A 26,756-nucleotide genomic window follows, 5' to 3' on the forward strand; every position below is an offset into this window, starting at 1 on the left:
CGACGCCCGCCGCGCCCAGTTGGACCGGTTCCGGGCCCGGGGCATCCGTGAGGAGCCCTGGCTGTCCGGGATCGACCAGGCCCGGATGTCACAGTTCCTGGATCACGTCCACGACTACAAGGACCGGGCTCTGGAAGCGCATGTGCGCTGGCTGGAGCAGGTGTTGGCCGAACTCACCAGGACCGGCCGCTGATCCTCGCCTACACCTCGCCGCCCGACGGATGCGCGAACCGGGTCAGCAGATCGGCCAGCTGCTCGGCCTCGCCGGCCCCCAGCTCCGCGACCATGCGCTCGGCCAGCGGCTCCGCCGCCACATGGGCCGCGTCGAAGAGTTCGACGCCCTGGGGCGTGATCTCCACCGCCCGTACCCGCCGGTCGCCCGGGACGGACCTCCGTACGGCCAGCCCCTTGCGCTCCAGGTCGTCCACGACCCGCATGATGCCCGCCTTGTCCGAGCCCGTCGCCGCCACCAGGTCCCGCTGGACCGTGGGGCCACGGTCGGCCAGCACGATCAGTACGGCGAAGTGCCGCAGCTCGATGCCGAGCGGCCGGAGCGCCTCCTCCATCACCGAGGCCGCCCGCCAGTGGGCCCGGCGCAGCAACAGGCCGAGTGCGAAAGGCGAGGCGTCCCCGGGGCGGTCGGTCACCCGCGAGGGGGAGGAGGCGGTTCCGTGGGGAGCGTCGGCGGTCATGGGGTCACATTACAGCCAATCGGCTCATTCGATACGGTCTCGTTTGAAATGAAATGACTGGCGGGAAGGATGGGGTCGGCGGGTGGGATCGGCGGGGTGGACAGGACGCCGATCGCGTCCCCCCGACAGCAGTCCGGCAGCGCACCTCCGCTCGTGCCGCAATGAGGCGGCCACGTTCAAGGAGCACCGACGTGAGACAACAGCACCCCGCAGCCCTGCTACTGGCGGCCGCCGCCCTGGTCGTCACGGCGATCCCGGCCTCGTCGGCCGTCGCCGAGCCCGGCGCCTCGGCCACCGCCCTCAGCGGTACGCGGCCCTATCTCGACTCCCGGCTGCCGGTGAAGCAGCGGGTCGTCGATCTGCTGGGCCGGATGACCCTCGCGGAGAAGGTCGGCCAGATGACGCAGGCCGAGCGGGGGTCGGTCGAGAGCGACCAGACGCAGATCACCAGCCTCGCCCTGGGCTCGCTGCTGTCCGGCGGCGGCTCGGTCCCCACGCCCAACACCCCCGAGGCGTGGGCCGACATGGTCGACGGCTACCAGTCGCACGCGCTCGCGAGCCGGCTGCGCATCCCGATCCTGTACGGCGTCGACTCCGTACACGGCCACGGCAACCTGGTCGGCGCCACGATCTTCCCGCACAACATCGGCATGGGCGCCACCCGCGACACCGCGCTGGTCCGCGAGGCGGCGCACATCACCGCCACCGAGACCCGCGCCACCGGCCCGCAGTGGGTGTTCGCGCCCTGTGTCTGCGTCACCCGCGACGAACGCTGGGGCCGCAGTTACGAGAGCTTCGGCGAGGACCCGCGCCTCGTCACGCGGATGACCACCGCCGTCGAGGGCTTGCAGGGCCGCAGCACCAAGGACCTCGCCCGCAACGACCGCGTCCTGGCCACCGTCAAGCACTACGCGGGCGACGGCGACACCACCTACGGCACGTCGACCACCGGCGACTACATCATCGACCGCGGCATCACGAAGACCAGCCACAAGCGCTTCGCCGAGATCGACCTGGCCCCCTATGTGACCGCCGTCCAGGTCCACGACGTCGGCAGCGTCATGCCCTCGTACTCCTCGGTCCAGTGGACCGACGTGCCCGGCAGCGAGCCGATCAGGATGAGCGCGCACAAGGAGCTGCTCACCGACGTCCTGAAGCAGAAGATCGGCTTCGACGGCTTCCTCATCAGCGACTGGGACGCCATCACCGAACTCCCGGGCGACTTCGCCACCCAGGTCCGCACCTCCGTCAACGCGGGCATGGACATGTTCATGCAGCCGTACAACGCGCCCCAGTTCATCCAGGCCCTCACCGCCGAGGTGCAGGCAGGGCGCGTCAAGATGTCCCGGATCGACGACGCGGTCTCCCGCATCCTGAAGGCCAAGTTCGAACTCGGCCTGTTCGAGCACCCGTACACGGACCGCTCCCACATCGACACCATCGGCTCGGCTGCCCACCGTGCCGTGGCCCGCCGTGCGGTCGCCGAGTCGCAGGTGCTGCTGAAGAACGACGGCAAGGCGCTGCCGCTCAAGTCCTCGCAGCGGCTCTACGTCGCCGGCGTCAACGCCAATGACCTCGGCAACCAGGCCGGCGGCTGGACCGTCACCTGGCAGGGACAGTCCGGCAACACCGCCTTCCCCGGCACCACCATCCTCCAGGGCATCCGGAAGACCGCGAAGAACGTCACGTACAGCGCGGACGCCAGTGCCCCCACCGCCGGTCACGACGTCGGCGTCGTCGTCATCGGCGAGACCCCCTACGCCGAGGGCGTCGGAGACGTGGGCGTCGGCGGCCACACGCTGAACCTCTCCGCGACCGACAAGGCGAACATCGACCGCGTCTGCTCCGCCATCAGGACCTGCGTCGTCCTCGACGTGGCGGGCCGCACCCAGATCGTCACCGACCAACTGCCCAAGACCGACGCCTTCGTGATGTCCTGGCTCCCCGGCAGCGAGGGCGACGGCGTCGCCGACGTCCTCTTCGGCAAGCGCCCCTTCACCGGCAGACTGCCCGTCAGCTGGCCCCGCAGCGAGACCCAGGAACCGATCAACGTCGGCGACCGGAACTACAACCCCCTCTTCCCCTACGGATACGGCCTGACGACAGGATGACGACCCCTTAGGAGTAGGTCATCGGACACCCACGTCTGAGTGAGTGCTGTGCCGCACGCAGGTACAGCGCCACGTAGAAGGACGCGTCCAGATCCTCGCTCCAGGGGCCCGGCGCGGCGGCGGACAGTTCCTTCGCCGCGCCGTCCAGGAACCAGCCGGTCAGCACCAGGTTGTCGCACATCTCCGGGACCTTGGACAGCGGCAGCGCGACCGCCGACGCCAGCTTCTCGGCGATCACCAGCACCTGCGGGGCGCCGGCTATCACCGTCGACTCGGAGTACGAAGACTCGACCGGCAGCTCGATCTCCTCGTCCAGGGACACCGGCACCAGCACGGACCAGCCGCAGAGCAGCTCTGTCTCCGCGTCCGAGAGCTGCGCCCGGCACAGCGCCAGGAAACTCTCCATCGACGGGACCATCTTCTCCTCGAAGGACTGGCCCGAGCCGCGTACGAGTTCCGTTGCCGCCACCGGCACGGACTCGTACCGGGGCAGCCCACGCCGGACCAACTCCGCGTTCAGCCCCGCGGCGATCTCCGCGTGCCCCTCCTCGTCCTCGTCCTCACTGAACCACTCCTCCGCACCGACATCGACCAGGTAAATGCCCATGACCGCAACGTACTGCGCACCACTGACAACGCCGATGCGCAGTACGAAACGTATGAACGTATGACCAGCGGCTATGACCGGAACGGGCCCGTCACCTCGTACGTGATCCCGCCCGAGGAGCTGCCGCTCGTGCCCCGCTGGCTGGAGAAGTACAGGCGGCTGCCGTTCGGGGAGAACGCCGGGCCCGTGATCTCCGAGCCCGACTGGCCGTCGATGCGCAGGAACGGGGCGATCACGTCGTCCGGCGTGATCACACAGATCTCCATGTTGCCGCCGTCCTCGGCCACGAACAGGTCGCCGGAGGACGTACCGGTGATGTTGTCGACGCCGGTCAGCGGGGCCGTGCCCGAGGTGACGAGGGAGTCGTCGTACGCCAACTCATACGTGTTCGTGAGGAGGTTGAGCTGCCAGACCCTGTTGTCGCCCTTGGTGGTGAACCAGACCTTGTCGTCGGCGTAGTGGCAACCCTCGCCGCCGTTGAAGGACTTGGAGCCGGAGACCTGGGTGCGGGTGGTCGTCGGGGAGCCGTCCGGGTCGGGGATCGTCGTCCAGGTGTACGAGCCCGAGGTCGCCGTACCGGCCACCAGGACCTGGAGGGTGCCGGCCGACAGATCGCCCCAAGTCGTGGGAACGAAGCGGTAGAAGCGGCCGTTCGTCTCGTCCTCCGTGAGGTAGACGACCTTGCGCACTGGGTCCGCTGCCGCCGCCTCGTGCTTGAAGCGGCCCATCGCCGCGCGCTGCGTCGCCGCGTTCGTGCCCCACGGGTCGGTCTCGTAGACGTACCCCAGCGACACCTCCTCGCAGGACAGCCAGGTGTTCCAAGGGGTGCGTCCGCCCGCGCAGTTCTGGCGGGTGCCGGAGAGGATGCGGTACGCGGAGGTGACGGTCCCGGTGGCGGAGAACTTGACCGCGCTCGCGCCGCCCGACGGGTTGATCTCCGAGTTGGAGACGTAGATCCAGCCCGTGCCGTCGGCGTAACAGGCCCCGCCGTCAGGGGCGTTGTGCCAGGTGTACGACGTTCCGGTGACCGTCTGGCCCGAGCGGGCGATCACCCGGCTGGTGAAGCCGGCGGGGAGTCTGATGCCGTTGGCGTCGGGCGCGGCGAGCGCTCCGTACGGGCCGGTGCCCGGCTGGGCGGGGGCCGCGTGGGCGGCGCCGCGCCACAGGGTGCCGCCGAAGACGGCCGCCGAACCGCCGATGACGGCGGCGCGCAGGAGGGTACGGCGTTCCACGTGTGCGTTGACTCGTGCGTCCACTCTCGCTCCAAGGGGGGTGGCGTGACGTGCCGTGACGTCAGGGACCCTAGGGCGACCGGGTGGAATTGTCATGTACGCGCGATGTCCCGTCGGTGGTCGTACGGGATGCTCCGGCCGCCGGGAGTTCGCCTCAAGGGATGTGTCCGGTCAAGGGGTGTGGTCGGCGGGGTCCGTCCTACGCCCGCAGCGCCGACGTCTCCCGTCGCCGTACCCCCACCCCCGAATCCCTGCCGCCGAACGCCTGTCCCTGCATGGCGTGTTGGGCCGACGGCAACCGAACCACCGCGTCCAGTCCGCCTGTTGCCGCCGCCCGCAGACTCGCCTCCCCGCCACTGGCCAGCGCGAGCCGCTGTACGAGGGCGAGCCCCAGCCCCGTACCGCCCTTGGGGGCGCCGGGTGCACGCCAGAAGCGGTCGAAGGCGCGGGCACGTTGTTCCGCCGCCATTCCCGGGCCTTCGTCCGTGATGTGCAGATCGATCCAAGTGGCCCGGTTCTCACGGTGGTTGAGATGGCTGAGGTGGGGACGGCGAGGGTGGGGCGGCGCGACGGAACGCAGTTCCATCGCCACCGTGCTGTTCGCGGGCGAGACCCGCAGGGCGTTCGACAGAAGATTGTCGACGATCTGCTCGATCGCCCCCGGCAGCGCCAGCGCCGGACCCACCGGTCCCGTTCCGCCCGTGAACAGGACCAGTGACACGCCCTGTTGCTCGAACAGCGGAGCCCAGGTGCCGTGTCGCTCCGCGCAGATGCCGGCCAGGTCGACCGGGCCGGGCGGCGCCGCGTCCTCCTCCAGGCGGGCCATCGCGAGCAACCCCTCGACCATCCTGGCAAGCCGGTCCGTCTCCGTCATCGCTGCGGTCAGACTGCCCCGGGCGTGCTGGGCGATGTCGGGTTCCAGGTTCTCCAGACGCAGCCGCAGCGCGGCCAGCGGGGTCTTCAACTGGTGCGAGGCCTCGCCCGCGAACGCCCGCTGCGAGGCGAGGAGATGGGCCAGCCGGGCGGCCGTACGGTTGAACGCGGCTGCCAGACTGCGGACTTCGGGCGGACCCGACGTCACCGCGACCGGCGTCGCCGCACCGCCGTCCGCCAACTCGTGCGTGGCCCGCTCCAGTTCACGGATCGGGCGCCCCGCCCAACGCGCGCACGCGAACGCCACGACGGCCACCGCCGCCAGCACCGCGAGCCCGACCGCGGCCAGCAGCAGCCACACCTGGTGGACCCGGGACTGCACCATCTCCGTGGGCAGCGTGATCCGTACCGCGCCCTTCACCTGGCCGGCCCCGTGCCCGACCGGCGACGCCACGGACAGATACCGCACCCCGCCGATCGTGGACGTACTGACATGGGTGGTCGCCGTGCCGTCGAGCGCGGCCGTCACCTCCGGGCGCGAGATCAGCTCCCGCTGCTCCACGCCCGTCAACTGATGTGACGCCGCGATGAGTTGGCCGCGCGCGTCGACGATGAACACCTGACCGCCGATCCGGCGTGCGCAGTGCGCGGCGCGGGCCGCCAACTCGTCCGGACGCCCCGACGCCAGGGACAGCGCGGCGTACGCCGACACCGACTCGGCCTCCTCGTTGGCGGAGTTGACGATCCGCTCCCGCTCGGCCCGTGAGTAGACGAAGCCCAGCGGGATCTCCAGGCCGAGCAGGACGAGGGCGGCCAGACTGAGGTAACTCAGCAGCAGACGGCGGGTCATGAGGCCGCGGCCCTGGGCGCGCCGGGGGCGCGTACGGCGAGCCGGAAACCGACCCCGCGCAGCGTCTGGATCCACGCCGGGTCGCCCAACTTCCGCCGCAGCGTGGCGACATGGACGTCCAGGGTCTTGGTCGGCCCCTGGTAGTGGGTGTCCCAGACCCGGGTCAGGATCTCCCGCCGCGAGTACACGGCCCCCGGGTCCTCGGAGAGCAGCGCCAGCAGCTCGAACTCCTTGGGCGTGAGCGCGACGGGCACATCGCCGACCCACACCTGACGGGTACGGCGGTCGACGACGAGGGGGCCGGGGGTGGGGGTGGCAGGGGTCGGCTCGGGGGTGTCCTGCGAGGTGTACGAGGTGTGCGAGGCGGCGTATGAGTCGAAGGATTCGTAGGCCTCGTACGAGGTCGGTGGGGGAGCGGGAGGCGTGTACACGGGAGCCTCGTACGTGACGGCCGGTTCCTGAGCTGTCGGGTACGGGTCGTGCGCGTATGGATCCGGCCGTCGTGCGCGCCGTGTCACCGCCCGTACCCGGGCGACCAGTTCGCGCAGGCTGAAAGGTTTCGCCAGGTAGTCGTCGGCGCCCAGTTCCAGGCCCAGGACGCGGTCGGCCTCCTCGCCGCGTGCGCTGAGGATGATGATCGGGACCTCGGAGGTCTGACGGATGCCCCGGCACACATCGATGCCGTCCATGTCCGGCAGGCCCAGGTCGAGCAGGACGACGTCGCCGTGCGGTCCTCTCAGGCCCTCGGCACCGGTGGCGACGTGCACGACCGTCAGCCCGAAGTTCCGCAGGCCCTCGGCCAGCGGCTCGGCGATCGTCTCGTCGTCCTCGATGAGCAGCACCCGTACGCCCATACGTCCTGTCTCCCACTCCCATGGTGTCCATGAATTCCCGAAGTCGACACGCTACAAGACGTCATAATCCTCTGCCGAGCGAATTCAGGACAGTGTGAAAAGCCCCTCACGACAATCTGGCCTCGATTTAGTGTTCCTCTAACCTTCCGCTGGCCGTCCCCTGGGCAGCGCCCCTCTAGCGTTCATGGTGGCAGGAGTAACCCCACGTCAAGTGGTATCTGGAGGGATCATGAAGGCGTTGCTGGACCGCGCCCGGTCGTTCAAACGGCACGTGGACTTCGAGAGCGGTGAATACCGGAAACTGGCCGAAGGGCAATATCCGGAGGTATTGTTCATTACCTGTTCGGACTCGCGGGTCATACCCGCCCTGATCACCGGCGCACGGCCCGGCGAGATATTCGAGCTGCGGAATGCGGGCAATATCGTGCCGCCGCACAGCTCGTACGGGGCCGCCTCCGGTGAGGCCGCCACCATCGAGTACGCACTGGAGGTGCTCGGCGTTCAGCACCTCGTCGTCTGTGGCCATTCCCACTGCGGGGCGATGGGCGCCCTCAAGTCCGGCGACGACCTGTCCGCGCTGCCCGGCGTCGACGCCTGGCTGGAGCTGGCGCGCCCGGAGCTGGCCCCGGTGCTCACGGAGTCCTCCGACCATCCGTCTTCGCTGCCCGAGGTGGTTCAGCGCAACGTCGTCAACCAGCTTGCCGTGCTGCGGAGTTACCCGGTGGTGCGGCAGCGGCTCGACACGGGCCGACTGCGGCTGCACGGCTGGTACTACGAGATCGACACCGGCCGGGTGTCCGAGCTGGACGAGGACGACCGCTTCCGGGTGCACGCGGCATGAGCGGCCAGCACGCACGCCATGGACTGGGCACCCGTACGCGTCCGAAAGCGCCGTCTCCGACTCCCACCACCCCTCTGCGCAAGCCGGCACCCGCCTCGGGCCGTGCCGACCTCGCCACCGAGATCACCGCCTCCCTCGTCGTCTTCCTCGTGGCGCTGCCGCTCTGCATCGGTGTCGCCGTCGCGTCCGGGGTGCCCGCCGAACTCGGCATCATCTCCGGGGTCATCGGCGGGCTGGTCGTCGGGGCGGCCCGGGGCAGCACCCTCCAGGTCAGCGGGCCCGCCGCCGGACTCGCCGCCCTGGTCGCGGAGACCGTCCTGGAGTACGGCGTCGCCTCGCTCGGCGTGATCGTCCTCGGTTCCGGGATCCTGCAGATCATCCTCGGCCTCGTACGGCTCGGCCGGATGTTCCAGGCCATCTCGCTCGCCGTCGTCCAGGGCATGCTGGCCGGTATCGGACTCCCGCTGATCTTCAGCCAGTTGTACCCGATGTCCGACTCCAGGGCTCCGGGCACCCCGCTGGAGAACATCGCCGGCGTGCCCGGACTGCTCGCCGCCACCCTGGCCGACCGTCAGGCGATGACCGCGGCCCTGCTCGGCGTCGTCACCATCGTGCTCAGCTTCCTGTGGAAGAAGATGCCGGGCCCGGTGAAGAAGATCCCGGCCGCGCTGGTCGCCGTAGGGATCGGGATCGGTGTCGCGGCGCTGCCCGGCGTGGACGTGAAGACGCTCCAGGTGGGCAACCTGCTGGCCTCCGTGGACGTGCCGGGGCCCGGGCAGCTGGCGGGACTGGCCGACGTGGGGATCCTCACCGCGATCCTCACCTTCACCGTCATCGCCTCGGCGGAGAGCCTGTTCACGGCGGCGGCCGTCGACCGGATGCACAGCGGTCCGCGCACCCGCTACAACGCCGAACTCGTCGCCCAGGGCGCGGGAAACACGGTCGCCGGGCTCCTCGGCGCACTGCCCATCACGGCGGTGGTGGCGCGCAGTTCGGCCAACGTGCAGGCGGGCGCGAAGACCCGTATCTCCCGTACGCTGCACGGCCTTTGGCTGCTCGCCTTCGCGCTGCTGCTGCCGCAGGTCCTCGCGCTGATCCCGATCTCGGTGCTCGCGGGAGTCCTCGTACACAGCGGCTGGAAGCTGTTCGCGCCCGAGGAGTTCCCGAAGATGTGGCGGCAGGACCGGGGCGAGTTCGCCGTCATGACGGTCACCACGCTGGTCATCGTGGCGACCGCGCTGCTCGAAGGCGTCCTCATCGGACTGGCCGCCGGGGTCGTCCTGGCCGCCCTGCGCATGTCCCGGACGGTCATCCGCCAGGACGTCGAAGGCGATGCCGACGTCGCCCAGGTCGTCATGGCGGGCAACGCCACCTTCCTGCGGTTGCCGCAGGTCATCGAGGCGCTGGAGGCGTCCGCCGCGTCGGGAAAGCCACGCATCCGCCTGGACCTGACCGGCGTGACCCACCTGGACCACGCCTGCCGCAGCCAGGTCGAGGAGTTCACCGCGCAGCAGCGGGGCCTGGGGACAGAGGTGGAACTGCTGATGCCGGGCGCGGAGACGCCGACCAGGGAACCAGCCTTCCCCGAACCCATCGAGGGGAAGCTGATGCCGCCGGTCCCGGGCCCCGACGCCGAGTGGTTCTACCTGGACACGACCGCATATGGCCAGAACCCTACGGTGCGTGAACGCGGATCTTCACAACTCCCGGGCGGAGCCCATGAGTTCACCTACGTTGGTCCCGGATGATCAGCACCGGAACTCAGGAGGCCCTGCCGTGTCGGACGACGACCCCACCCCCTCGACCGAGACCGAGACCGGAACAGGCACGGGCGCCCGCCCCCGCACCCGTATCGACACCACCAAGCCGCACTCGGCCCGCTTCTGGAACTACTTCGTCGGCGGCAAGGACAACTACGAGGTCGACCGCGAGATCGGGGACCACATCAAGGAGATCTTCCCGGGTCTCGTCGACGTGGCCGTCACCAGCAGGCACTTCTTAGGGCGGGCCGTCCGCTACCTGGCCGACGAGCAGGGCGTACGTCAGTTCCTGGACGTCGGCACAGGCCTGCCGACCGCCGACAACACCCACGAGGTCGCCCAGCGCGCCGCCCCCGACGCCCGGATCGTGTACGTCGACAACGACCCCATCGTGCTGGCCCACGCCGACGCCCTGCTCGCCGGCACCCCCGAGGGCCGCACGGTCTATCTGAACGCCGACCTCTACGCCCCCGAGGCCATCCTCGAAGCGGCGGCCGACACCCTCGACCTCTCCCAGCCGGTCGCCCTGATGATCCTCAACACCCTCGGCCACGTCGCCGACCACGACCAGGCCCGCGACCTGGTGGCCCGCCTGATGGCAGGCCTGCCGTCGGGCAGCCACCTGGTCATCAGCGACAGCACCGCCACCAGCGAGGGCATGATCGCCGCGTCGGAGGCGTACAACGCGAGCGGCGCCGTGCCGTACTACGTCCGCAGCATCGGCGAGATCGCCGGCTTCTTCGACGGCCTCGACCTGGTGGACCCGGGCATCGTCCAGGTACCCGAGTGGCGCCCCGACCACCGGGACCCGGCAGCCCCCGCGTCGGCTGTGGACGCCTACTGCGGAGTGGGCCGCAAGCCCTGACACACAGGGCGTGGAACTGGCGAACGGGGCGCTTCCGGCGCACTCTGGGACTCGGACCTGGATCTCCCGGGCACGACGAGATCCGCCAGACTCGCCCATGGAGGGACCCGGACATGTCGGGCTGGAACACGCGGGACATCCCCGATCAGAGCGGCCGTACGGCCGTCGTCACCGGTGCCAACAGTGGGCTCGGGTACGTCACCGCGCGGGAGCTGGCGCGCAAGGGGGCCCGGGTGGTGCTCGCGTGCCGGAGCGAGGTGCGGGGAGACGAGGCGGTCGGGCGGCTGCTGGGTGAAGTGCCGGACGCCATCGCCGAGTTCTGGCGGCTTGACCTCGGAGACCTGGGCTCCGTACGGGAGTTCGCGGCCGGGCTGCCGTACGAGCGGATCGATCTCCTCGTCAACAACGCGGGCGTGATGGCGCTGCCGTACGGGACGACGGCCGACGGGTTCGAGACGCAGTTCGGGGTCAACCACCTCGGGCACTTCGCGCTCACCGGGCTGCTGTTCCCGGCGCTGCTCGGTACGCCCGGCGCCCGGATCGTGAACCTCTCCAGCGGTACCCACGCGTTCGCCAACATCGACATCGACGACCTCAACAGTGAGCGGAACTACCGGCGTTGGATCGCGTACGGGCGTTCCAAGACCGCCAACCTGCTCTTCACGCACGAACTGGCGCGCAGGCTGGCCGCGATCGGCTCCGACGTCGTGGCCGCCGCCGCGCACCCCGGGTACGCCGCCACCAATCTCCAGGCCACCGCGCCGAAGATGCAGGGCCGCAAGGGCGCCGAGCGGTTCATGGAGATCGGCAACCGGGTCTTCGCCCAGTCCGCCGAGGCGGGCGCCCTGCCCACGCTGTACGCGGCCACGGCACCGGACGTACGGCCCGACGCGTTCATCGGCCCCAGGTTCCTGGGCTGGCGCGGCGCGCCCGCGAAGTCCTGGCGGGCCTCCTGGACGCTCAACGACCGTGCGGGGGAACGGCTTTGGGCCGCTTCCGAACAGCTCACCGGGGTGACGTACGAGGGCCTGAAGGCGTGAGGGGCGCCCCGGCCGATGGCTGGGGCGCCCCTCACGGACATCAGTCGGGTGATTCAGGCGGCGGTGCGTACCTCGTACACCGTCACGCTCACCGTCTCGTCGTCCAGGCACTGGCCCGACCGCAGGTCGAAGCGCTGTTTCAGGAGCGGGGAGGCGACGAAGGGGCTGCCCTGGTGGGTGCCGGTCAGGCCGCGGGAGAGGACGGCGGCGCCGCCGAACGGGTCGCGGTTGTCGATGGCGTACAGGGTGCCCGCGCGGTCGCGGAAGATGGCCGCCTGCCGGCCGTCCGGCAGCAGGGCCGCCACACCGCGGCCCGGGAGCAGGACGTTCAGGTCGCAGACCGTGAACCAGCTGTTGTCGATGAGCAGTTGGATCTTCAGGTCGGTGGTCTCGGGTGCCAGGGTCATCGCTGGGCGGATCCTTCCAGGACGTCGTCGGCGGGGCGCAGGCCGATGGACAGCAGCGGCAGGTCGGGCTTGATCTGGTCGCGCTCGGGGACGAAGCCGACGACCGGGTCGGGGGTGTCCGGCGCGTTCACGAAGGACACGAACCGGGCGAGCTTCTCGGGGTCGTTGATGGTGTCGGACCACTCGTCGCGGTAGTGCGCGACATGCGCGGTCATCAGCGACTCCAGCTCCTCGCAGATACCGAGCGAGTCCTCGACGACGACGTCGCGTACGTGGTCCAGGCCGCCGGGGATGCGCTCCAGCCAGGTCGACGTGCGCTCCAGACGGTCCGCCGTACGGATGTAGAACATCAGGAACCGGTCGATGAGCTTGATGAGTTCGGCGTCGTTCAGGTCCTGGGCCAGCAGGTCAGCGTGGCGCGGGGTCGCGCCGCCGTTGCCGCCGACGTACAGGTTCCAGCCGCCCGAGGTGGCGATGATGCCGAAGTCCTTGGACTGGGCCTCGGCGCACTCGCGGGCACAGCCCGACACCGCCGACTTCAGCTTGTGCGGCGACCGCAGCCCCCGGTAGCGCAGCTCCAGGTCGATCGCCATCCGGACGGAGTCCTGGACGCCGTAACGGCACCAGGTCTGGCCGACGCAGGACTTCACCGTACGGAGGGACTTACCGTAGGCGTGCCCCGACTCGAAGCCCGCGTCCACCAACCGGGTCCAGATCAGCGGGAGTTGCTCGACGCGGGCGCCGAACATGTCGATCCGCTGACCGCCGGTGATCTTCGTGTAGAGGCCGAAGTCGCGGGCGATCTCGCCGATGACGATCAGGCCCTCGGGGGTGATCTCACCGCCGGGGATGCGCGGGACGACCGAGTACGAACCGTTCTTCTGCAGGTTGGCGAGGAAGTGGTCGTTGGTGTCCTGCAGGGTGGCCTGCTCGCCGTCCAGGACGTAGACGTCGGCGCCGATCGTCGGGGCGAGGGAGGCGATGATCGAGGCCACGGCCGGCTTGCAGATCTCGCAGCCGTCACCGCCCCGGGCGTCCTCACGGCCGTAACGGTCGAGCAGGTCCTGGTACTTGTTGATGCGCAGGGCGAGGACGATCTCGTACAGCTCCTCGCGGGTCTGCGAGAAGCAGCCGCACAGGCCCTTGTCGACGACTACGCCGCTCGCCTCCAGCTCGGCGGTGACGAGCTGGCCGAGCACCTTGACGCAACTGCCGCACGTCGTACCGGCCTTGGTGCACTTCTTGACCTCGGGCACGGTCGTGCAGTTGTGCTCGGTGACCGCGCCGCGGATCGTGCCCTTGCGGACGTTGTTGCAGGAGCAGATGATCGCGTCGTCCGGCAGCGCGGTCGGGCCGAGCTGGACGGACTCCCCGGCGCCGGCCGGCAGCACGAGGGACTCGGGGGAGACGGGCGGCACCGAGCCGGTGAACGCCTTCAGCGTGCCGTAGGCCTCCGCGTCGCCGACGAGGATGCCGCCGAGCAGCGTCCCGTCGCGGCCGATGACCAGCTTCTTGTACAGGCCCGAGCGGGAGTCGGAGTAGACGACGTCCAGGCAGTCGGCGGTGGCGCCGTGCGCGTCGCCGAAGGACGCCACGTCGACGCCGAGCAGCTTCAGCTTGGTGGAGAGATCGGCACCAGTGAAGGCCGCTTCATCGGCGGCGATGGTCGCGGCGGCCGTCTCGGCCTGCTCGTAACCGGGGGCGACCAGGCCGTACACCCGGCCGTCGGAGGCCAGCGCGCACTCGCCGATCGCGAAGACGTGCGGGTCGTTGACCGTACGGCACTGGTCGTCGACCGCGATGCCACCGCGCTCACCGACCGACAGGCCGCAGTCGCGGGCGAGTTGGTCCCTCGGCCGGACACCGGCGCTGAACACCACCAGATCGGTGGCGAGTTCGGAACCGTCGGACAGCTTCATGCCCGTGACCGCGCCGTCCTCGTCGACGACGATCTCCTGCGTGCCCACACCGGTGTGGACGGACAGGCCCATCTCCTGGATGGTCCGCAGCAGCGCCGCGCCACCGCCGTCGTCGACCTGCACCGGCATCAGCCGCGGCGCGAACTCCACGATGTGGGAGGTGAGTCCGAGCCCCTTCAGCGCACCGGCCGCTTCAAGGCCGAGCAGCCCGCCGCCGACCACGGCACCCGTCGTACGGGTACTGGCGTACTCCTCGATCGCGAGGAGATCCTCGATCGTGCGGTAGACGAAGCAGCCCTTGGCGTCCTTGTTGGGGACCGGCGGCACGAAGGGGTAGGAGCCGGTGGCGAGGACGAGGATGTCGTAGTCGACGACCATGCCCGAGCGGGCGGTGACTCGCTTCGCCTCGCGGTCGATGGTCTCCGCCGGGTCACCGACGTACAGCTCGATTCCCTCCTTCTCGATGAACTCCATGTCGGTCATCGAGAGGTCCTCGGGCGTCTTGCCCGAGAAGTACGAGGTCAGCGCCACGCGGTCGTATGCCGGACGCGGCTCCTCGCACAGCACGACCACGCGGTGCGCGGCGGTCAGACCACGGTCCGCGAGGGCTTCGAGGAAGCGCTGGCCGACCATGCCGTGGCCGACGAGGACGATCGTGGGGGTGGCCCCATCAGTGGCGGGCATTAGGAGCCTCCATCGTTGGTGAGCAGGTGGAGCAGCGGGCCGCCGTCGGCGGGGAGCGGCTCTGCTCCCTCCCAGGCGCGCGCGAGGGCGCCGACGGTGCCGAGTTCGCCGACGAGCACGCCGCCGACCAGCCGGTCGTCACGGACGACGACCTTGCGGTAGGTGCCCCGGGTCGCGTCGGCGAGCTGGATGACGTCGTCGCCGGGGCGGGGGGTGGTCTCGCCGAAGGCGGCGAGATCGAAGGGGTTGCCGACGCCCCCGTTGTTGCCGGTGTCGCCGGTTTCGGCGGTGAAGTCGGTGAGGGTGAGCCGGGTGAGGGCGCGGGTGCCGGTGTAGCGGGCGCCGGAGTCGCCACCCTCGTTGCCCTCGTGGGCGATCAACTCGGCCAGGACCTCGGCCTGTTCGAGCGCGGGAGTGGCCAGACCGTAGACCGTTCCCTGGTGCTGGGCGCAGTCCCCGAGGGCCCGGATGTGCGGGTCGGAGGTGCGCAGTTCGTCGTCGACGAGGATGCCCTTGTGCACGGCGAGTCCGGCATCGCGCGCGAGCCCGACCCGGGGGTGGACCCCGCAGGCCAGTACGACGAGGTCCGCGTCGAGGGCGTAGTGGTCGGCCAGCTCGACCGACCGGACCTTGCCGCCCACGCAGCGCACATCGCGCACCCGGCACTCGGTGTGCACCTCGACGCCCAGTTCCTTGAGGTGCCGCAGCACCAACTCCGAGGCGCCCGGGTCCAGCTGACGTTCCATCAGCCGCTCGGCCTGCTGGGCGAGCACGACCTGCGCGCCGCGTACGGCGAGTGCGCGCGCGGCGGAGACACCGAGCAGCCCGCCGCCGATGACGACGGCCCGCGCCCCCGGACGTACGTCCTTGGACAGGCCGAGGCAGTCGTCCATGGTCCGGAACGCGTGGACGCCCAGCGGGAGTTCATGATCGGGCGTGAACAGCCCACGCAGGGGCGGGAGTACGGGGTTCGACCCGGTGGCGAGAACCAGCGTGTCGTATGCGATCGACGACCCGTCGGAGCAGTGCACGACGCGCGTGGCACGGTCGACGGACTCGGCCCTGGCCCTGACCAGCCGGTCCGGCGACGGCAGGGCGATCACCTCGGGGGCGTACCGCCCGGCGAGGACTTCGGCGAGCAGCACCCTGTTGTACGGGCGGTGCTCCTCCTCACCGACGAGCACGACGTCCGAGGGGGACATACCGAGCTCGCCGAGCCGCCGGGCGAGCCGTACGCCCGCGAGCCCGGCGCCGATCACCACCACACGCGCATTCGAGGTCATGTACGGCAGCGTGCGTTGTCGGTGTTACCCGGCCGCATCACGTCTGTTTCCCGGGGGGCACGCTTCCCTCAGCGGGGGCGGGAAGTGGGTGTGAGGGTTCGGTGGGCGTGCGGGGGATGCCTGTGAGGTGGGTGAACGATACGGCGGATGGGCGCCCGGCCGCTACTGCCACCATCACCCCGGTTCCCACGGTTCCCACGGTTCCCACGGTCGCCACGGTGAGGTGCGCAACCTCTGAAGATCCTCAAGGTTCCGGAAATCCTTGGTGCGCGCACCTATCGCCTCCATAGGCTCGCGATCATGCCCGACATATCGCTGCCCCTGATCGCCGCCCTGTGCGCCGCCGCCCTCGCGGCGGGCTGGATCGACGCGGTCGTGGGAGGTGGCGGCCTGCTGATGATGCCGGTCCTGCTGCTGGGCCTGCCGGACACGTCGTCGGCGGCGCAGTACGCGCTCGGCACCAACAAGGCCATGGCGATCGTCGGCACCACGGGCGCGGCGGTGACGTACACGCGCAAGACACCGGTCGACGTACGCCTGGCGGTACGCGTCGGGCTGGCGGCGGTCGCCGGTTCGACGGCCGGGGCGTTCGTGGCCGCCGGTATGAGCACAGACACCCTGAAGCCGGTCATCATGGTCGTCCTGCTCGGCGTCGGCGCCTTCGTGATCTTCCGGCCCGCCTTCGGTACGGCCCCGGCGACCACCCCGGTCTCCGCCCGCCGTGTCCTCGCCGCGATCGGACTCGCCGGCCTGGGCATCGGCTTCTACGACGGCCTCATCGGCCCCGGCACGGGCACGTTCCTCGTCCTCGCGCTCACCGCGCTGCTCCACCTCGACCTGGTGACCGCCTCCGCCACCGCCAAGATCGTCAACTGCTGCACCAACGCGGGCGCCCTCGCGATCTTCGCCTGGCAGGGCACGGTGTACTGGCAGCTGGGCGCACTGCTGGCCGGGTTCAACCTGGTCGGCGGGACGGTCGGGGCGCACACGGCGCTGAAGAAGGGGAGCGGGTTCGTACGGGTGGTGCTGCTGGTGGTGGTGTTCACGCTGGTGGCGAATCTGGCGTATCAGCAGTGGGTGGCGTAGGCGGCGGGTCCGGCCTGTCCTGCCTGCCCACACCGGTTCGAGCCTGTACGCCGACGGCGGCCTGAACCAGATCTGATCGACGGCGGGCGGCGCCTCAGTGTCCGCTGCTGCTTCGGCCGCTGGGGCCGCTGGGGCCGCTGCCGGTCAGGTGGGCGAAGACGACGACGTTCCCCTCGTACCCCGTCCCGGGCGAGTAACCGCCGCCGCACGTGATGACGCGCAGCTCCGGCCGGGATGCGGCGCCGTACACCTTCTCGTCCGGGAAACGGTCAGCGTCGTACACCTCGACGGCGTCGACGGTGAAGCGGGCGGTGGTCCCGTCGCGCCGCTCGACCTCGATCGCGCCGCCCTTGCGCAGGGCGCCGAGGCGGTAGAAGACGGCGGGGCCGTCGGCGTTGTCGACATGCCCGGCGACGATCGCGGTGCCCGTCTCACCGGGGGCCGTGCCGGCCTCGTACCAGCCGGCGAGGTTCTCGCGCTCGGGGGGCGGTACGTCCAGGCTGCCGGTGGGGGTGAGGCCGAGGCCCATCAGCGGGGCGTTCACGCGGATGGCGGGGATGCGGATACGGAGGGGAGGGGAGGGCGGGAGCGCGGGGGACTCCGGTACGGCGGACTCGGGGCGGTTCGTCTCCGTACGGGCCTGGGCGGGGGAGGGCTGCGGCGGGGCGTGCGTCTCACCGCCGCTGCGCACCAGCCACGCGCCGGAGAGGAGGGCGGCGAGGGTGAGGGCGGCTATGACGAGGTTGCTGAATCTGCGCACGTGGGCCTCCTGGATGCCCCTGATTCACCCCGGTTGTCTCACCCTGACGTTCACCCCCGCCCCCCTCCGGGCCGCGAGGGGCGTCGGACCCGGAGGGGAGGGGGACATGCGGTACCGGCGGACGGACGGCGGAGGGTGTCCGTCAGATCCCGTCGCCTCTCGCCCGGCGATGCAGGAGCCAGGTACCGCCCGCGGCGGCGACGGCGAGAGCCGCCACACCGGCCGCGGTCTGCACGGGGTCGGGACCGAGCGCGCCACCGACCCCCGTCTTCACACTCCCCCTGGGACGCTCGACGGGCGGCCGGGTCGAGGTGAGAGTGACGACAAGATCCCCGCTCACCCGCCGTCCGTCTCCCGCGCCATCGCACCGGGCGACGATCTCGTACGTCCCCGGCTGCGCGCCCGGCGGCACCCGGAACTGCCCGACGGCGACCTCCTTGTGCGTGGTGGGCGCGAGCACGAAGGCCCCGGCGCCCACCGCACTGGCGTCACCCGCGGCGGTACCGCCCGTACCGCAGGCCGTCGTGTTGACGGTGACCTGGGAGCCGGGGGTGACGGCCGCCGGGTACACCTCGAGGGAACCGCCGGTCCCCGCGTGAGCGGGCCCGGCGACGGCGACGGCGAGCGCGGTACCGGTCAGCAGACGGGCGGCGGCGGTACGTCGCATCGGGCTTGCTCCTCCGAGAGCTTGCGAACGGGGTGGTCTGCTTCCGAGGTAAGTGGCACGGGGCGGGGAGCGCTTCCTGAGGGCCCGTCAGAAATACGGTGAACGGGTGGCCGGAGGCCGCGGGAGGCGCGGGGCGCGTCGACATTCCGGCAGGTCATGGCCGTACAGCCGATGACTCGCGGAAAAGAACCCGATGGGCGGGGACCGGGGGTGTGAACGGGTGACCGGAGGGGGCGCGGGCGGACGCGGGCTCGGGCCTTGACCTCAAGAAAGCTTGAGGTAAGAGGCTGTGCCGCATGCAGACACCCACTGAACGAACTGACCCCATCGAGCCCGTACGCGTGACGGTGGTCGTAGGCAGCAACCGCGAGGGCCGTTTCGGCCCGGTGGTGGCCGCCTGGCTCCTGAACCGGATCGAGGACCGTGACGACCTGGTCACGGAGGTAGTGGACGTGGCGGACACGGCACTCCCGACGACGTTCGCGACCGACGCGGACGCGAAGGCCCAGCTGGCGGCGATCACCCCGAAACTGGCGTCCGCCGACGCATTCGTCGTCCTGACCCCCGAGTACAACCACTCCTACCCGGCAGGCCTCAAGAACCTCATCGACTGGCACTACACGGAATGGCAGGCCAAACCGGTCGCCTTCGTCTCGTACGGCGGCGTCTCCGGAGGCCTCCGCGCGGTCGAACACCTCCGCCAGGTCTTCGCGGAACTCCACGCGACGACGGTCCGCGACACGGTGTCGTTCCACAACGCGGGCGCGTCGTTCGACGACGGGGGCCGACTGAGGGACCCGTCGGGCCCGGACGCGGCGGCGAAGACGATGCTGGACCAAGTGGTGTGGTGGGGACGGACGTTGAGGGAGGGACGGGCGGTACGGGCGTACGGGGGGTAGGGAGTTGGGGGGCGGGGTGGTGTCGGTTCCCTCGCCTACCTGGTCCGGTACGCCCGGAGGAAGGTCCGTACTCCCTCGACGACGAGTGGCCGTACGCGCGTGTCCTCCGTGGCGTTCGCCGAGCCGAGTCTGTCCATGGCGACGCCGAAGGTCAGGGCGATGAACTGGTCGGCCGCGAGGCGGGGGTCGGGGACTTCGAGGAGCCCGGCCGCGGCGAGGGCGGCGAAGCGCTCGGCGAGTGCCTCGTCGGGGGTGTCGGCCATGGAGTTGTAGCCCGGGTGCGGCAGGTTGCCGGATTCCTCGCGGACCAGCCGTCGCAGCGTGGCGTGCTCCGCCGAGCCGAGCATGTCGGTCGCGATGCGCATCGAGAACGTGACCAGGGCGTCCTCCAGGTCGGCGGCCTCGGGGACCTCGGTGAGGGTGTCGTCGAGGGTGCGCCGGATCGTCGTGATCAGTGACTGGCCGACGGCGTCGACGACCGCGCGCAGCAGCGTCTGCTTGTCGCCGAAGTAGTCGTAGACCGTCCGCTTGGACACCTCGGCGCGTGCGGCCACCGCGTCGACGCTGGTCCGGTCGAAGCCGTCGGCGAGGAACAGTTCGCGGGCCGCCGAGAGGATGGCGGCCCGCTTCCGCGTGGACCCCTCGCGCAGTGTCTTCGTGGTCGGTGTCTTCGTGTTCGGCATGGGCACATCCTAACGTTCTACACTGCACGGTGTAGTGTAGTAATGACCCGGCAAGGACGGAGAGCCGGAAAGCCGGAAGGAAGAAAAGGATGTCCATGACCGCAACCCTTGTTCCGCCGATCCGCATAGGGAAGGCCGCTGTCTGGGCCCTCGGCATGCTGGCGGTCGCCACCGGGGCCCTGGAGTCGGTGGTCACGCCGACACTCCCGCTCCTGCAACGCGAACTGGACATGAGCCCCGCCGAAGGGGCGTTGCTCAGCATCACGCTCCTCATCACCGGCGCGCTCGTCACACCGCTCGCGGGCAAGTTAGGCGACCGCTACGGCGGAAAACGGATCCTGATCAGGCTGATGGCGGTGGTCTCGGCCGGCGGCCTGGTGTCCGCCCTCGCACCGAACCTGCCGGTGCTGCTGCTCGGTCAGGTACTGCAGGGGGCGATGGTGGGCGCGCTGCCCCTGTCGTTCATCCTGGTGCGCGAGCACCTCCCCGCCGGGGAGTCGAAGGTCGCCATCGGCGTCGTCAGCGGGCTGTTCGTGGGCGGCGGGATGGTGGGCACGCTGTCCGCCGGGCCCGTGGCGGAAAGCCTGTCCCGGCACTGGATGTTCGCGCTGCCGACGATCGCGGTCATCGGGTCCACCGTCCTGGTCAACAGGCTGATGCCGCACGACCCGCCCAGCCGGTCGGACGACACCGGAGTCGACTGGCCCGGCCTGCTCCTCCTGAGCGGAACGCTCGTCACGCTCATGCTCGTCCTCGCGCTGGCGCCCGACATCGGCGGCTCGCAGCCACTCGTACTGGGCGCCCTCATCGTGGTGCTGGCCGCCTTCGCGACCGGATGGACGGCCGTCGAACGGCGCGCGGCCTCACCGATGGTCGACCTGCGCATGCTGGCGCGGCCCGCCGTCTGGAAGTCGAGTGTGCTGACGTTCGTGATCTGCGTCGGTACGTCGGTGGCGGTCTATCTGGTCCCGCAACTGCTCGCCGTCCCCACCGACGAGTACGGATTCGGGGCGAGCGCCACCGCGATCGGCTTCTTCCTGCTGCCGGGCGCCGTGGCCGCGTCACTCGCCGGCCCGCTCGGCGGGATCGGGGCACGCCGCTTCGGCTCACGAGCCGTGGTCACCGCCGGGATCGTCATCATGACCGCCGCCCTGATCGCCCTGGCCGCCGCGCACACCGAGGTCTGGCACCTCGTCATCGGCAAGATGCTGATCGCGCTCGCCAACGGCCTGTGCGTCACGGCACTGGTGACCAGCACCGCCACCTCCGTCGACCAGGGCGACACCGGCATCGCCACCAGCCTGGTCCTGGTCACCCGCGTGATCGGCTACGCCGTCGGCGTGCAGATCAGCGGCGCGATCCTCACCGCCGGAACCCCTGCCGGGTCGGACGTACCGGCCGAATCCTCCTTCGTCGTCGGCTTCGTCATAGCCGGCGCCGTCACGGCACTGTCCCTGCTCGTCACCCGCACCATGAGCAAAGGAGTCAAGGAATGACCAGCACTGGTCTGTTGAGGCATAGCCGTACGAGGCAGAGGCGCAAGGTCCTGATATCCGGGGCCAGCATCGCGGGACCCGCCCTCGCGTTCTGGCTGAACCGCTACGGATACGAGGTCACGGTGGTCGAGAAGTCGGCCACGATCCGCGACGGCGGCTACCCCATCGACGTACGGGGCACCGCACTCGAGGTCGTCCGCAGGATGGGAATCCTGCCGCGACTGCGGGACGCCCACATCGACCTGCGCCGCATGACCTTCCTCGACGAGGACGGCAGCGAGGTGGCCTCGGTCGACCCGCACACCGTCACCGGCGGCGTCGCGAGGCAGGACCTGGAGGTACGACGCGGGGATCTGACGACTGCTCTCCATGCAGGGGTCCGCGACGACGTGGAGTTCCTGTTCGACGACTCCGTAGACACCCTCGACCAGTCCGGCCGTTCCGGCCACGGGGTGGACGTCACCTTCCGCAGTGGCAGCACACGTACGTACGACCTGGTCTTCGGCGCGGACGGCCTGCACTCACGCACCCGCGGGTTCCTCTTCGGCCCCGAAGAACAGTTCCACCACTACCTCGGCTACTGCTTCGCCGGATTCACCATGCCCAACACCTTCGGCCTCTCCCGCGAGGCGACGATGTGGAACACCCCGGGCAGGGCGGCAGCCTTGTACGCAGTGGGGGACGTGGGTGATTCGGAAGCCGTACACGCCTTCCTGAACTTCGCCCACCCGGAGCCGCCTTACGACGCCTTCCGCAACCCGCGGGCCCAACGCGACCTGGTAGCCAAGGTCTTCGCCGACGCGGGCTGGGAAGTCCCGGGCATACTCGCCGCTATGCACGACGCGGACGACCTGTTCTTCGACACGGTCAGCCAGATCCGCATGCCCCACTGGTCCAGCGGCAGGGTCGCCCTGCTCGGCGACGCCGCGTACGCACCCTCGTTCCTCACCGGCCAGGGCTCCAGCCTCGCGCTGGTCGGCGCGTACATGCTGGCCGCCTCCCTGGCCGACCACCGGGACCACAACGCAGCCTTCGCGGCCTACGAACACAGCACCCGCGAATTCGTCACCCTGAACCAGAACCAGGTGGGCAAGGGCGACGCCACACTCTTCCCGACCACCGCCGAAGCCCTGGAACACCGCAACAACATGCTCCGCGACCTCAGCACGATGCCCACCGCTCCCTCTGGGAAGGGACGACCGGCCCACTCGGCCCTCACCCTGCCCGACCTTAATTCGCTTGCCCTGCCCACGGGTTGACGCTGCAATGTGGCCTGGCCGGACATCATGAGTCGTGGTGGCGGTATCCCGAATCCCGAGGAGGCAGCGGTAACGATGGAGATCCGTCCCACGACCGACAAGGATCTCGACGTCTTCGTCGACACTGTCCACGCCGCGTTCGGCCTCTTCCCGGAACCCCCGGTCGAGGGCGGCGGGCGCTGGTGGTCGGCGCTCGAAACGGACCGCTGCCTGCTCGCCCTGACGGCGGACGGGCGGCCCGTCGGCACTGCCGCCACGTACCCCTTCGAGCTCACCCTGCCCGGTGGGAACCTAGTCCCGGTCGCCGGGGTGACCGCCGTCGGCGTCCTGCCCTCGCACCGGCGGCAAGGTGTGCTCAGCGCGATGATGCGGCATCAACTCGCCGAGCTGCGGACTCGCGGGGAGTTCCTCTCCGTACTGCTGGCCTCCGAGGCCCTGATCTACGGCAGGTTCGGCTACGGACCGGCGACCTACACGGCCCGTCTGACGGTGCCACGCCACAAGGCCGCCCTCACCGCTCCCCGAGCGCGCGGAACGGCCGACACGCAGGCGACCGGCTCGGACAACGGCTCGGTCGAGGTGCTGCGCCGCGCCGAGTGCGGCGAGATCCTGGAGGAGGTCTACGACCGGTACCGCCGCGCCCAACCCGGCGCGCTGTCCCGCCCGCACCGCTGGTGGGCCCTGCGCGCGGGGCAGCCCCCGATCTCGCCGGCGCCGCGCTACGTCGCCGTCCACCGGGACTCCGACGGCGTCCCGGACGGGTACGCCAGCTACTCGATCGAGTCCGGCACCCTGACGGTCGACGAGACCATCACCGCCGACGACGCCGTCTTCACGGCCCTCGCCCGCTTCGTACTCGGACACGACCTGGTCTCCCAGGTCGTGTTCAAGCAGGTCCCGCCCGAGCACCCGCTGCGCTGGCAGCTCGCGGACTTCCGCGCCGGCGAGGTGAGCGGCGTCATGGACTGGCTCTGGGTACGGCTGCTGGACATCCCGCGTGCGCTGACCGCGCGCGGCTGGTTCACGGACGGCGAACTCGTCCTCGACGTCGACGACCCGTTCCTCGCCGAACACGGCCGCTACCTCCTGACCGTCCGGGACGGCAAGGCCGACTGCGTTCTTACGGACCGTACGCCCGACCTGTCCCTGGACGTGCGCGACCTGGGCTCCGTCTACCTCGGCGGCACCACCCCGAGCACGCTCGTACGCGCCGGCCACATCCAGGCCCACCACCCGGGCGCGGCCACCCTCGCCGACGACCTCTTCCGCACCGACCGCTCCCCGCACTGCCTGCACTGGTTCTGACGGCGCGTCGGCTACGAGGCAACAACGAGGGTGCAACGGGTGGGCGGCGGCGCCGTGGCTCGACGCGGGGCGTACCTACCATCCGGTGTACGGGGGTACACGTAGCGGCCCCTCGGCGAGGGGGGGCCTCCGTGCAGTCGACCATTTCGTGGCCGCCGGTCCGACGTCTCGTCGGCGCATTGGCGGCCTGCGCGGCCCTGGCCGAGACCTCGGGGTGCGGGGTCCCCGTCGATGCCGTCGCCGGGATCTCGGTGACCGCCGACGGTGATCTGCTCGGCGTCATGATGGTCTGCGGGCACCGGATCGACGGGGCGACCCTGTACGTGGCCGACTCCGACAGCGAAGCGGACGTCGGTTCCTGGTCCACCGCCCGCCCCCTCAAAGCCGGTCTCGCCACCTGGCCCCTCGATGCCCCTGCCGTCGGCTGGACGGCGACCACATCCCTCAAACCCCTCACCGCAAAGACGACTTACACCCTCTACGGCTGGACCGAGGACAACTCCTGGTCGTCGCGCAGCGTCTCGTTCACCCTGACCGACCTGGACGGGCTAACCCCGGGGACGGTTCGCTACGAGGGCGAGAAGTCCGCGGTCACTGTCCCGGTGGCGGAGTTCAAGGCGAGGGCGTGTGAGGACGGTTGACGCCCTGGCGCGCTCACATCGGCAGCCCCAGTGGCGGACCCTTCGGCGTCTGCGCGGGCTGAACGTCCTGCTGGTCGTCCCACGCGCCGTCGTTCCCATCGGATGGCGAGGCGTTTGAACTGGTGGAGGAGGGCGAACGCCTGCTCGACGACGTAGCGGAGTTTGTGAAGCTCCGCCTGTCGTTCGCAAAGTTCAGCTGTGTGGCGTGCCTGCTACCGGTTGGCCACGAGGAAGTCCTCCAGGATCTCGACGAACCGCGCCGGCTGCTCCTCGGCCGGGTAGTGGCCGCAGTCGTCGAGGACGACCTCCGTGACGGCGTCGGCCGCCAGCCGCATCGTCTGGGCGGCATTCGCGCCGCTCCACAGCGCGCCGCCGACTGCGAGCACCGGCAGCGTCAGCCGGGTCTTGCTGCGCTGCTCGTTCTGCGCGATCGTCTCGTCCAGCGCGCGGTAGTACGCGAAGCTCGCTCGCAGCGCGCGAGGATCCGCGGTGATCGCGTCGACGTAGACGTCGACGGCGTACGCGGGGATCGCGGTCGGCGTGGCGGCCTTGGTGGCGAACTGCCAGCCGAAGAAGAGCCGTTCCCGTCCCCGGACCAGTTCCTCGTTGAGGTCGGTGAGCCGGTTGAAGCCGAACTGCCAGAGCTTCAGGTTGGCCGCGGCCGGGCCGAAGAACGGCGGGGACGGCGTGAGACCGGGGATCACTGCTTCGAGGATGGCGAGCCGGCCCACCCGCTCGGGGTCATCGGCGGCGAGGGCGTATCCGGTCCACGTACCGATGTCGTGGCCGACCACGTCGAACCGGTCGTGCCCGAGTGCGGCCATCAACGCGACCAGATCGGCGGCCAGCGTGCCGGCGTCGTACCCGTCGTCGGGCTTGTCGGAGAGCCCGGCCCCGCGCGAGTCGACGGCGACGACGGTGTGCCGGCGGGCGAGCGCGGGCATCACCTCCCGCCAGGCGTACCAGGTCTGGGGCCACCCGCCGACCAGCAGCAGCGCCGGGCCGTCCCCACCGGTGACCGCGTGCAGCCGCAGCCCGTTCACCTCCACGAGCCGGCTGGTGAAGACGTCGGTGAACCCGTCGGGCAGCCGCAGCGAACTCAGGCTTGTCGTGCCGTCGGCCGTACCCATCATGGAACGATCGGTGCAAGATGTCATGCCGACGACCATACGCATCTTGAAACGATCGGTGCAAGATGTGTAGGCTGACGAACCATGGCAGGCCGCAAGCAATTCGACGAGGACGAGGCGCTACGACGCGCGATGCACGTCTTCTGGCGCTGGGGCTATGCGGAGGCCTCGATCGACCGCCTGACCGAGGGCACGGGCCTGGGCCGGAGCTCGCTCTACGGCACCTTCGGCGACAAGAGCACCCTCTTCCGGAAAAGCCTCCAACGGTACGCGCAGACCTACCACCCGCTGTACGACCGGGCACTGTCCGGCCCCCACCCGAGCCCGGGCGCCGTTGTGGCCGCCTACCTGCAGGTCACCCTGAACCGCATCGCCGACCCGACGGTCCCGGATGGCTGCCTGCTCACGGTGTCGGCAACGCAGTTCCCGGCCCTCGACGCGGAGGGCCGGGCGATGGTCCGCGCCATGATCGACGGTTTGCGGGCGATGCTGGAGCAGGCGTTGCTGGCGGCGGGGGCCGATGATCAGGAGGCGGCAGAGCTGGCGTTGTGCACGCTGGCAACGAACAAATCTCTGGCAGTGCTGAGCCGCGCCGGTTTCTCGGGCGAAGACCTGGCAACCGTCGCGGCAGCCGCCGCCAAGAATGCCAAGGCTCCGCCGAATCGACCGGCCGAACCGTCGGGGCTGCGATAGGCGGGAACGACTCCGCCACCAATGGATCTGCAGAGACCTTGGGGCAGCCGGCGGCTCGGCAGGGAGATGACCGGCATGATCCGGCGTGTGCGCAGTTCACGTCGGACTACCCGGGGGCC

25 protein-coding genes are annotated in these 26,756 nt (G+C 70.3%); 13 read left to right on the forward strand and 12 right to left on the reverse strand.

Going from position 1 to position 26,756, the window contains the following annotated elements:
• Positions 1 to 19: 19 nt before the first annotated feature.
• Positions 20 to 193, forward strand: a complete 174-nt coding sequence (locus LUX31_RS34805; RefSeq protein WP_235479278.1) for a hypothetical protein — start codon at positions 20 to 22, stop codon at positions 191 to 193.
• Positions 194 to 200: 7 nt separating this feature from the next.
• On the opposite strand, the gene LUX31_RS34810 is transcribed toward LUX31_RS34805, so the two are convergent.
• A complete protein-coding gene (locus LUX31_RS34810) occupies positions 201 to 692 on the reverse strand; it encodes a MarR family winged helix-turn-helix transcriptional regulator (RefSeq protein ID WP_235479279.1) in 492 nt (163 codons plus the stop codon).
• A gap of 161 nt (positions 693 to 853) precedes the next feature.
• Here LUX31_RS34810 and LUX31_RS34815 point away from each other — a divergent pair, with 161 nt between their 5' ends.
• Positions 854 to 2,803 carry a glycoside hydrolase family 3 protein gene (locus LUX31_RS34815; protein ID WP_443046026.1) on the forward strand — a complete coding sequence of 650 codons (1,950 nt, stop codon included), beginning with the start codon at positions 854 to 856 and terminating at the stop codon, positions 2,801 to 2,803.
• A gap of 7 nt (positions 2,804 to 2,810) precedes the next feature.
• Here the strand turns inward: LUX31_RS34815 and LUX31_RS34820 are convergent, their stop codons facing one another.
• From LUX31_RS34820 to LUX31_RS34835, 4 genes are all read right to left on the reverse strand, one after another.
• Positions 2,811 to 3,410 carry a hypothetical protein gene (locus tag LUX31_RS34820; protein ID WP_235479280.1) on the reverse strand — a complete coding sequence of 200 codons (600 nt, stop codon included), beginning with the start codon at positions 3,408 to 3,410 and terminating at the stop codon, positions 2,811 to 2,813.
• A 71-nt stretch (positions 3,411 to 3,481) separates the two neighbouring features.
• Positions 3,482 to 4,642 carry an alkaline phosphatase PhoX gene (locus LUX31_RS34825; RefSeq protein ID WP_235480165.1) on the reverse strand — a complete coding sequence of 387 codons (1,161 nt, stop codon included), beginning with the start codon at positions 4,640 to 4,642 and terminating at the stop codon, positions 3,482 to 3,484.
• 199 nt (positions 4,643 to 4,841) lie between these two features.
• Entirely contained in the window at positions 4,842 to 6,365 is a 1,524-nt protein-coding gene (locus tag LUX31_RS34830) for a sensor histidine kinase (protein ID WP_235479281.1), read from the reverse strand.
• On the reverse strand, positions 6,362 to 7,219 hold the full coding sequence (locus LUX31_RS34835) for a response regulator transcription factor (protein WP_235479282.1): 858 nt from the start codon (positions 7,217 to 7,219) through the stop codon (positions 6,362 to 6,364). Before LUX31_RS34835 ends, LUX31_RS34830 begins: the two co-directional genes overlap by 4 nt.
• A 229-nt stretch (positions 7,220 to 7,448) precedes the next feature.
• Between LUX31_RS34835 and LUX31_RS34840 the strand changes: the two genes are divergently transcribed.
• The 4 genes from LUX31_RS34840 (at position 7,449) to LUX31_RS34855 (ending at position 11,725) form a co-directional block, all read left to right on the forward strand.
• Entirely contained in the window at positions 7,449 to 8,060 is a 612-nt protein-coding gene (locus LUX31_RS34840) for a carbonic anhydrase (protein WP_235479283.1), read from the forward strand.
• Positions 8,057 to 9,808 (forward strand): SulP family inorganic anion transporter, encoded by a 1,752-nt coding sequence (locus LUX31_RS34845; protein WP_235479284.1) that lies wholly within the window; start codon positions 8,057 to 8,059, stop codon positions 9,806 to 9,808. The genes LUX31_RS34840 and LUX31_RS34845 overlap by 4 nt, the downstream gene beginning before the upstream one ends.
• A gap of 28 nt (positions 9,809 to 9,836) precedes the next feature.
• Positions 9,837 to 10,685 (forward strand): SAM-dependent methyltransferase, encoded by an 849-nt coding sequence (locus tag LUX31_RS34850; RefSeq protein ID WP_443046027.1) that lies wholly within the window; start codon positions 9,837 to 9,839, stop codon positions 10,683 to 10,685.
• A gap of 113 nt (positions 10,686 to 10,798) precedes the next feature.
• Entirely contained in the window at positions 10,799 to 11,725 is a 927-nt protein-coding gene (locus LUX31_RS34855; RefSeq protein WP_235479285.1) for an oxidoreductase, read from the forward strand.
• A gap of 53 nt (positions 11,726 to 11,778) precedes the next feature.
• Here LUX31_RS34855 and nirD read toward each other — a convergent pair whose 3' ends face one another.
• The 3 genes from nirD to LUX31_RS34870 are packed head-to-tail and all read right to left on the reverse strand — an operon-like array spanning position 11,779 to position 16,018.
• Positions 11,779 to 12,132, reverse strand: coding sequence for a nitrite reductase small subunit NirD (gene nirD, locus LUX31_RS34860; RefSeq protein WP_235479286.1), 354 nt, complete (start codon positions 12,130 to 12,132; stop codon positions 11,779 to 11,781).
• Positions 12,129 to 14,735 (reverse strand): nitrite reductase large subunit NirB, encoded by a 2,607-nt coding sequence (gene nirB, locus LUX31_RS34865; protein WP_235479287.1) that lies wholly within the window; start codon positions 14,733 to 14,735, stop codon positions 12,129 to 12,131. The genes nirD and nirB overlap by 4 nt, the downstream gene beginning before the upstream one ends.
• On the reverse strand, positions 14,735 to 16,018 hold the full coding sequence (locus tag LUX31_RS34870) for an NAD(P)/FAD-dependent oxidoreductase (RefSeq protein WP_235479288.1): 1,284 nt from the start codon (positions 16,016 to 16,018) through the stop codon (positions 14,735 to 14,737). The genes nirB and LUX31_RS34870 overlap by 1 nt, the downstream gene beginning before the upstream one ends.
• Positions 16,019 to 16,318: 300 nt before the next feature.
• Between LUX31_RS34870 and LUX31_RS34875 the strand changes: the two genes are divergently transcribed.
• A complete protein-coding gene (locus LUX31_RS34875; protein WP_235479289.1) occupies positions 16,319 to 17,104 on the forward strand; it encodes a sulfite exporter TauE/SafE family protein in 786 nt (261 codons plus the stop codon).
• A 94-nt stretch (positions 17,105 to 17,198) separates the two neighbouring features.
• Here the strand turns inward: LUX31_RS34875 and LUX31_RS34880 are convergent, their stop codons facing one another.
• Complete coding sequence (locus LUX31_RS34880; protein WP_235479290.1) at positions 17,199 to 17,864, reverse strand: class F sortase; 666 nt, start codon at positions 17,862 to 17,864, stop codon at positions 17,199 to 17,201.
• A gap of 142 nt (positions 17,865 to 18,006) precedes the next feature.
• On the reverse strand, positions 18,007 to 18,531 hold the full coding sequence (locus LUX31_RS34885; RefSeq protein WP_235479291.1) for a hypothetical protein: 525 nt from the start codon (positions 18,529 to 18,531) through the stop codon (positions 18,007 to 18,009).
• Positions 18,532 to 18,827: 296 nt separating this feature from the next.
• On the opposite strand from LUX31_RS34885, the gene LUX31_RS34890 reads away from it, so the two are divergent.
• Complete coding sequence (locus tag LUX31_RS34890; protein WP_235479292.1) at positions 18,828 to 19,430, forward strand: NADPH-dependent FMN reductase; 603 nt, start codon at positions 18,828 to 18,830, stop codon at positions 19,428 to 19,430.
• Positions 19,431 to 19,465: 35 nt separating this feature from the next.
• On the opposite strand, the gene LUX31_RS34895 is transcribed toward LUX31_RS34890, so the two are convergent.
• Complete coding sequence (locus tag LUX31_RS34895; protein ID WP_235479293.1) at positions 19,466 to 20,113, reverse strand: TetR/AcrR family transcriptional regulator; 648 nt, start codon at positions 20,111 to 20,113, stop codon at positions 19,466 to 19,468.
• A 95-nt stretch (positions 20,114 to 20,208) separates the two neighbouring features.
• On the opposite strand from LUX31_RS34895, the gene LUX31_RS34900 reads away from it, so the two are divergent.
• The 4 genes from LUX31_RS34900 to LUX31_RS34915 all read left to right on the forward strand — a co-directional run bounded on the left by LUX31_RS34900 (position 20,209) and on the right by LUX31_RS34915 (position 24,814).
• Positions 20,209 to 21,609: an MFS transporter gene (locus tag LUX31_RS34900; protein WP_235479294.1), complete on the forward strand. Its 1,401-nt coding sequence runs from the start codon at positions 20,209 to 20,211 to the stop codon at positions 21,607 to 21,609.
• Positions 21,606 to 22,868: an FAD-dependent monooxygenase gene (locus LUX31_RS34905; protein WP_235479295.1), complete on the forward strand. Its 1,263-nt coding sequence runs from the start codon at positions 21,606 to 21,608 to the stop codon at positions 22,866 to 22,868. The genes LUX31_RS34900 and LUX31_RS34905 overlap by 4 nt, the downstream gene beginning before the upstream one ends.
• 75 nt (positions 22,869 to 22,943) lie before the next feature.
• The gene (locus LUX31_RS34910; RefSeq protein WP_235479296.1) at positions 22,944 to 24,173 is read left to right on the forward strand and encodes a GNAT family N-acetyltransferase; all 1,230 of its coding nucleotides are present in this window, start codon (positions 22,944 to 22,946) and stop codon (positions 24,171 to 24,173) included.
• Between the two features lie 131 nt (positions 24,174 to 24,304).
• Positions 24,305 to 24,814, forward strand: coding sequence for a hypothetical protein (locus LUX31_RS34915; RefSeq protein ID WP_235479297.1), 510 nt, complete (start codon positions 24,305 to 24,307; stop codon positions 24,812 to 24,814).
• 212 nt (positions 24,815 to 25,026) lie between these two features.
• Here the strand turns inward: LUX31_RS34915 and LUX31_RS34920 are convergent, their stop codons facing one another.
• The gene (locus LUX31_RS34920) at positions 25,027 to 25,971 is read right to left on the reverse strand and encodes an alpha/beta fold hydrolase (RefSeq protein WP_235479298.1); all 945 of its coding nucleotides are present in this window, start codon (positions 25,969 to 25,971) and stop codon (positions 25,027 to 25,029) included.
• A 57-nt stretch (positions 25,972 to 26,028) separates the two neighbouring features.
• Here LUX31_RS34920 and LUX31_RS34925 point away from each other — a divergent pair, with 57 nt between their 5' ends.
• Positions 26,029 to 26,637 carry a TetR/AcrR family transcriptional regulator gene (locus tag LUX31_RS34925; RefSeq protein ID WP_235479299.1) on the forward strand — a complete coding sequence of 203 codons (609 nt, stop codon included), beginning with the start codon at positions 26,029 to 26,031 and terminating at the stop codon, positions 26,635 to 26,637.
• The last annotated feature ends 119 nt before the right edge of the window (positions 26,638 to 26,756 follow it).

Source organism: Streptomyces sp. GQFP (assembly GCF_021545335.1).
In the GTDB taxonomy this organism is placed as follows: domain Bacteria; phylum Actinomycetota; class Actinomycetes; order Streptomycetales; family Streptomycetaceae; genus Streptomyces.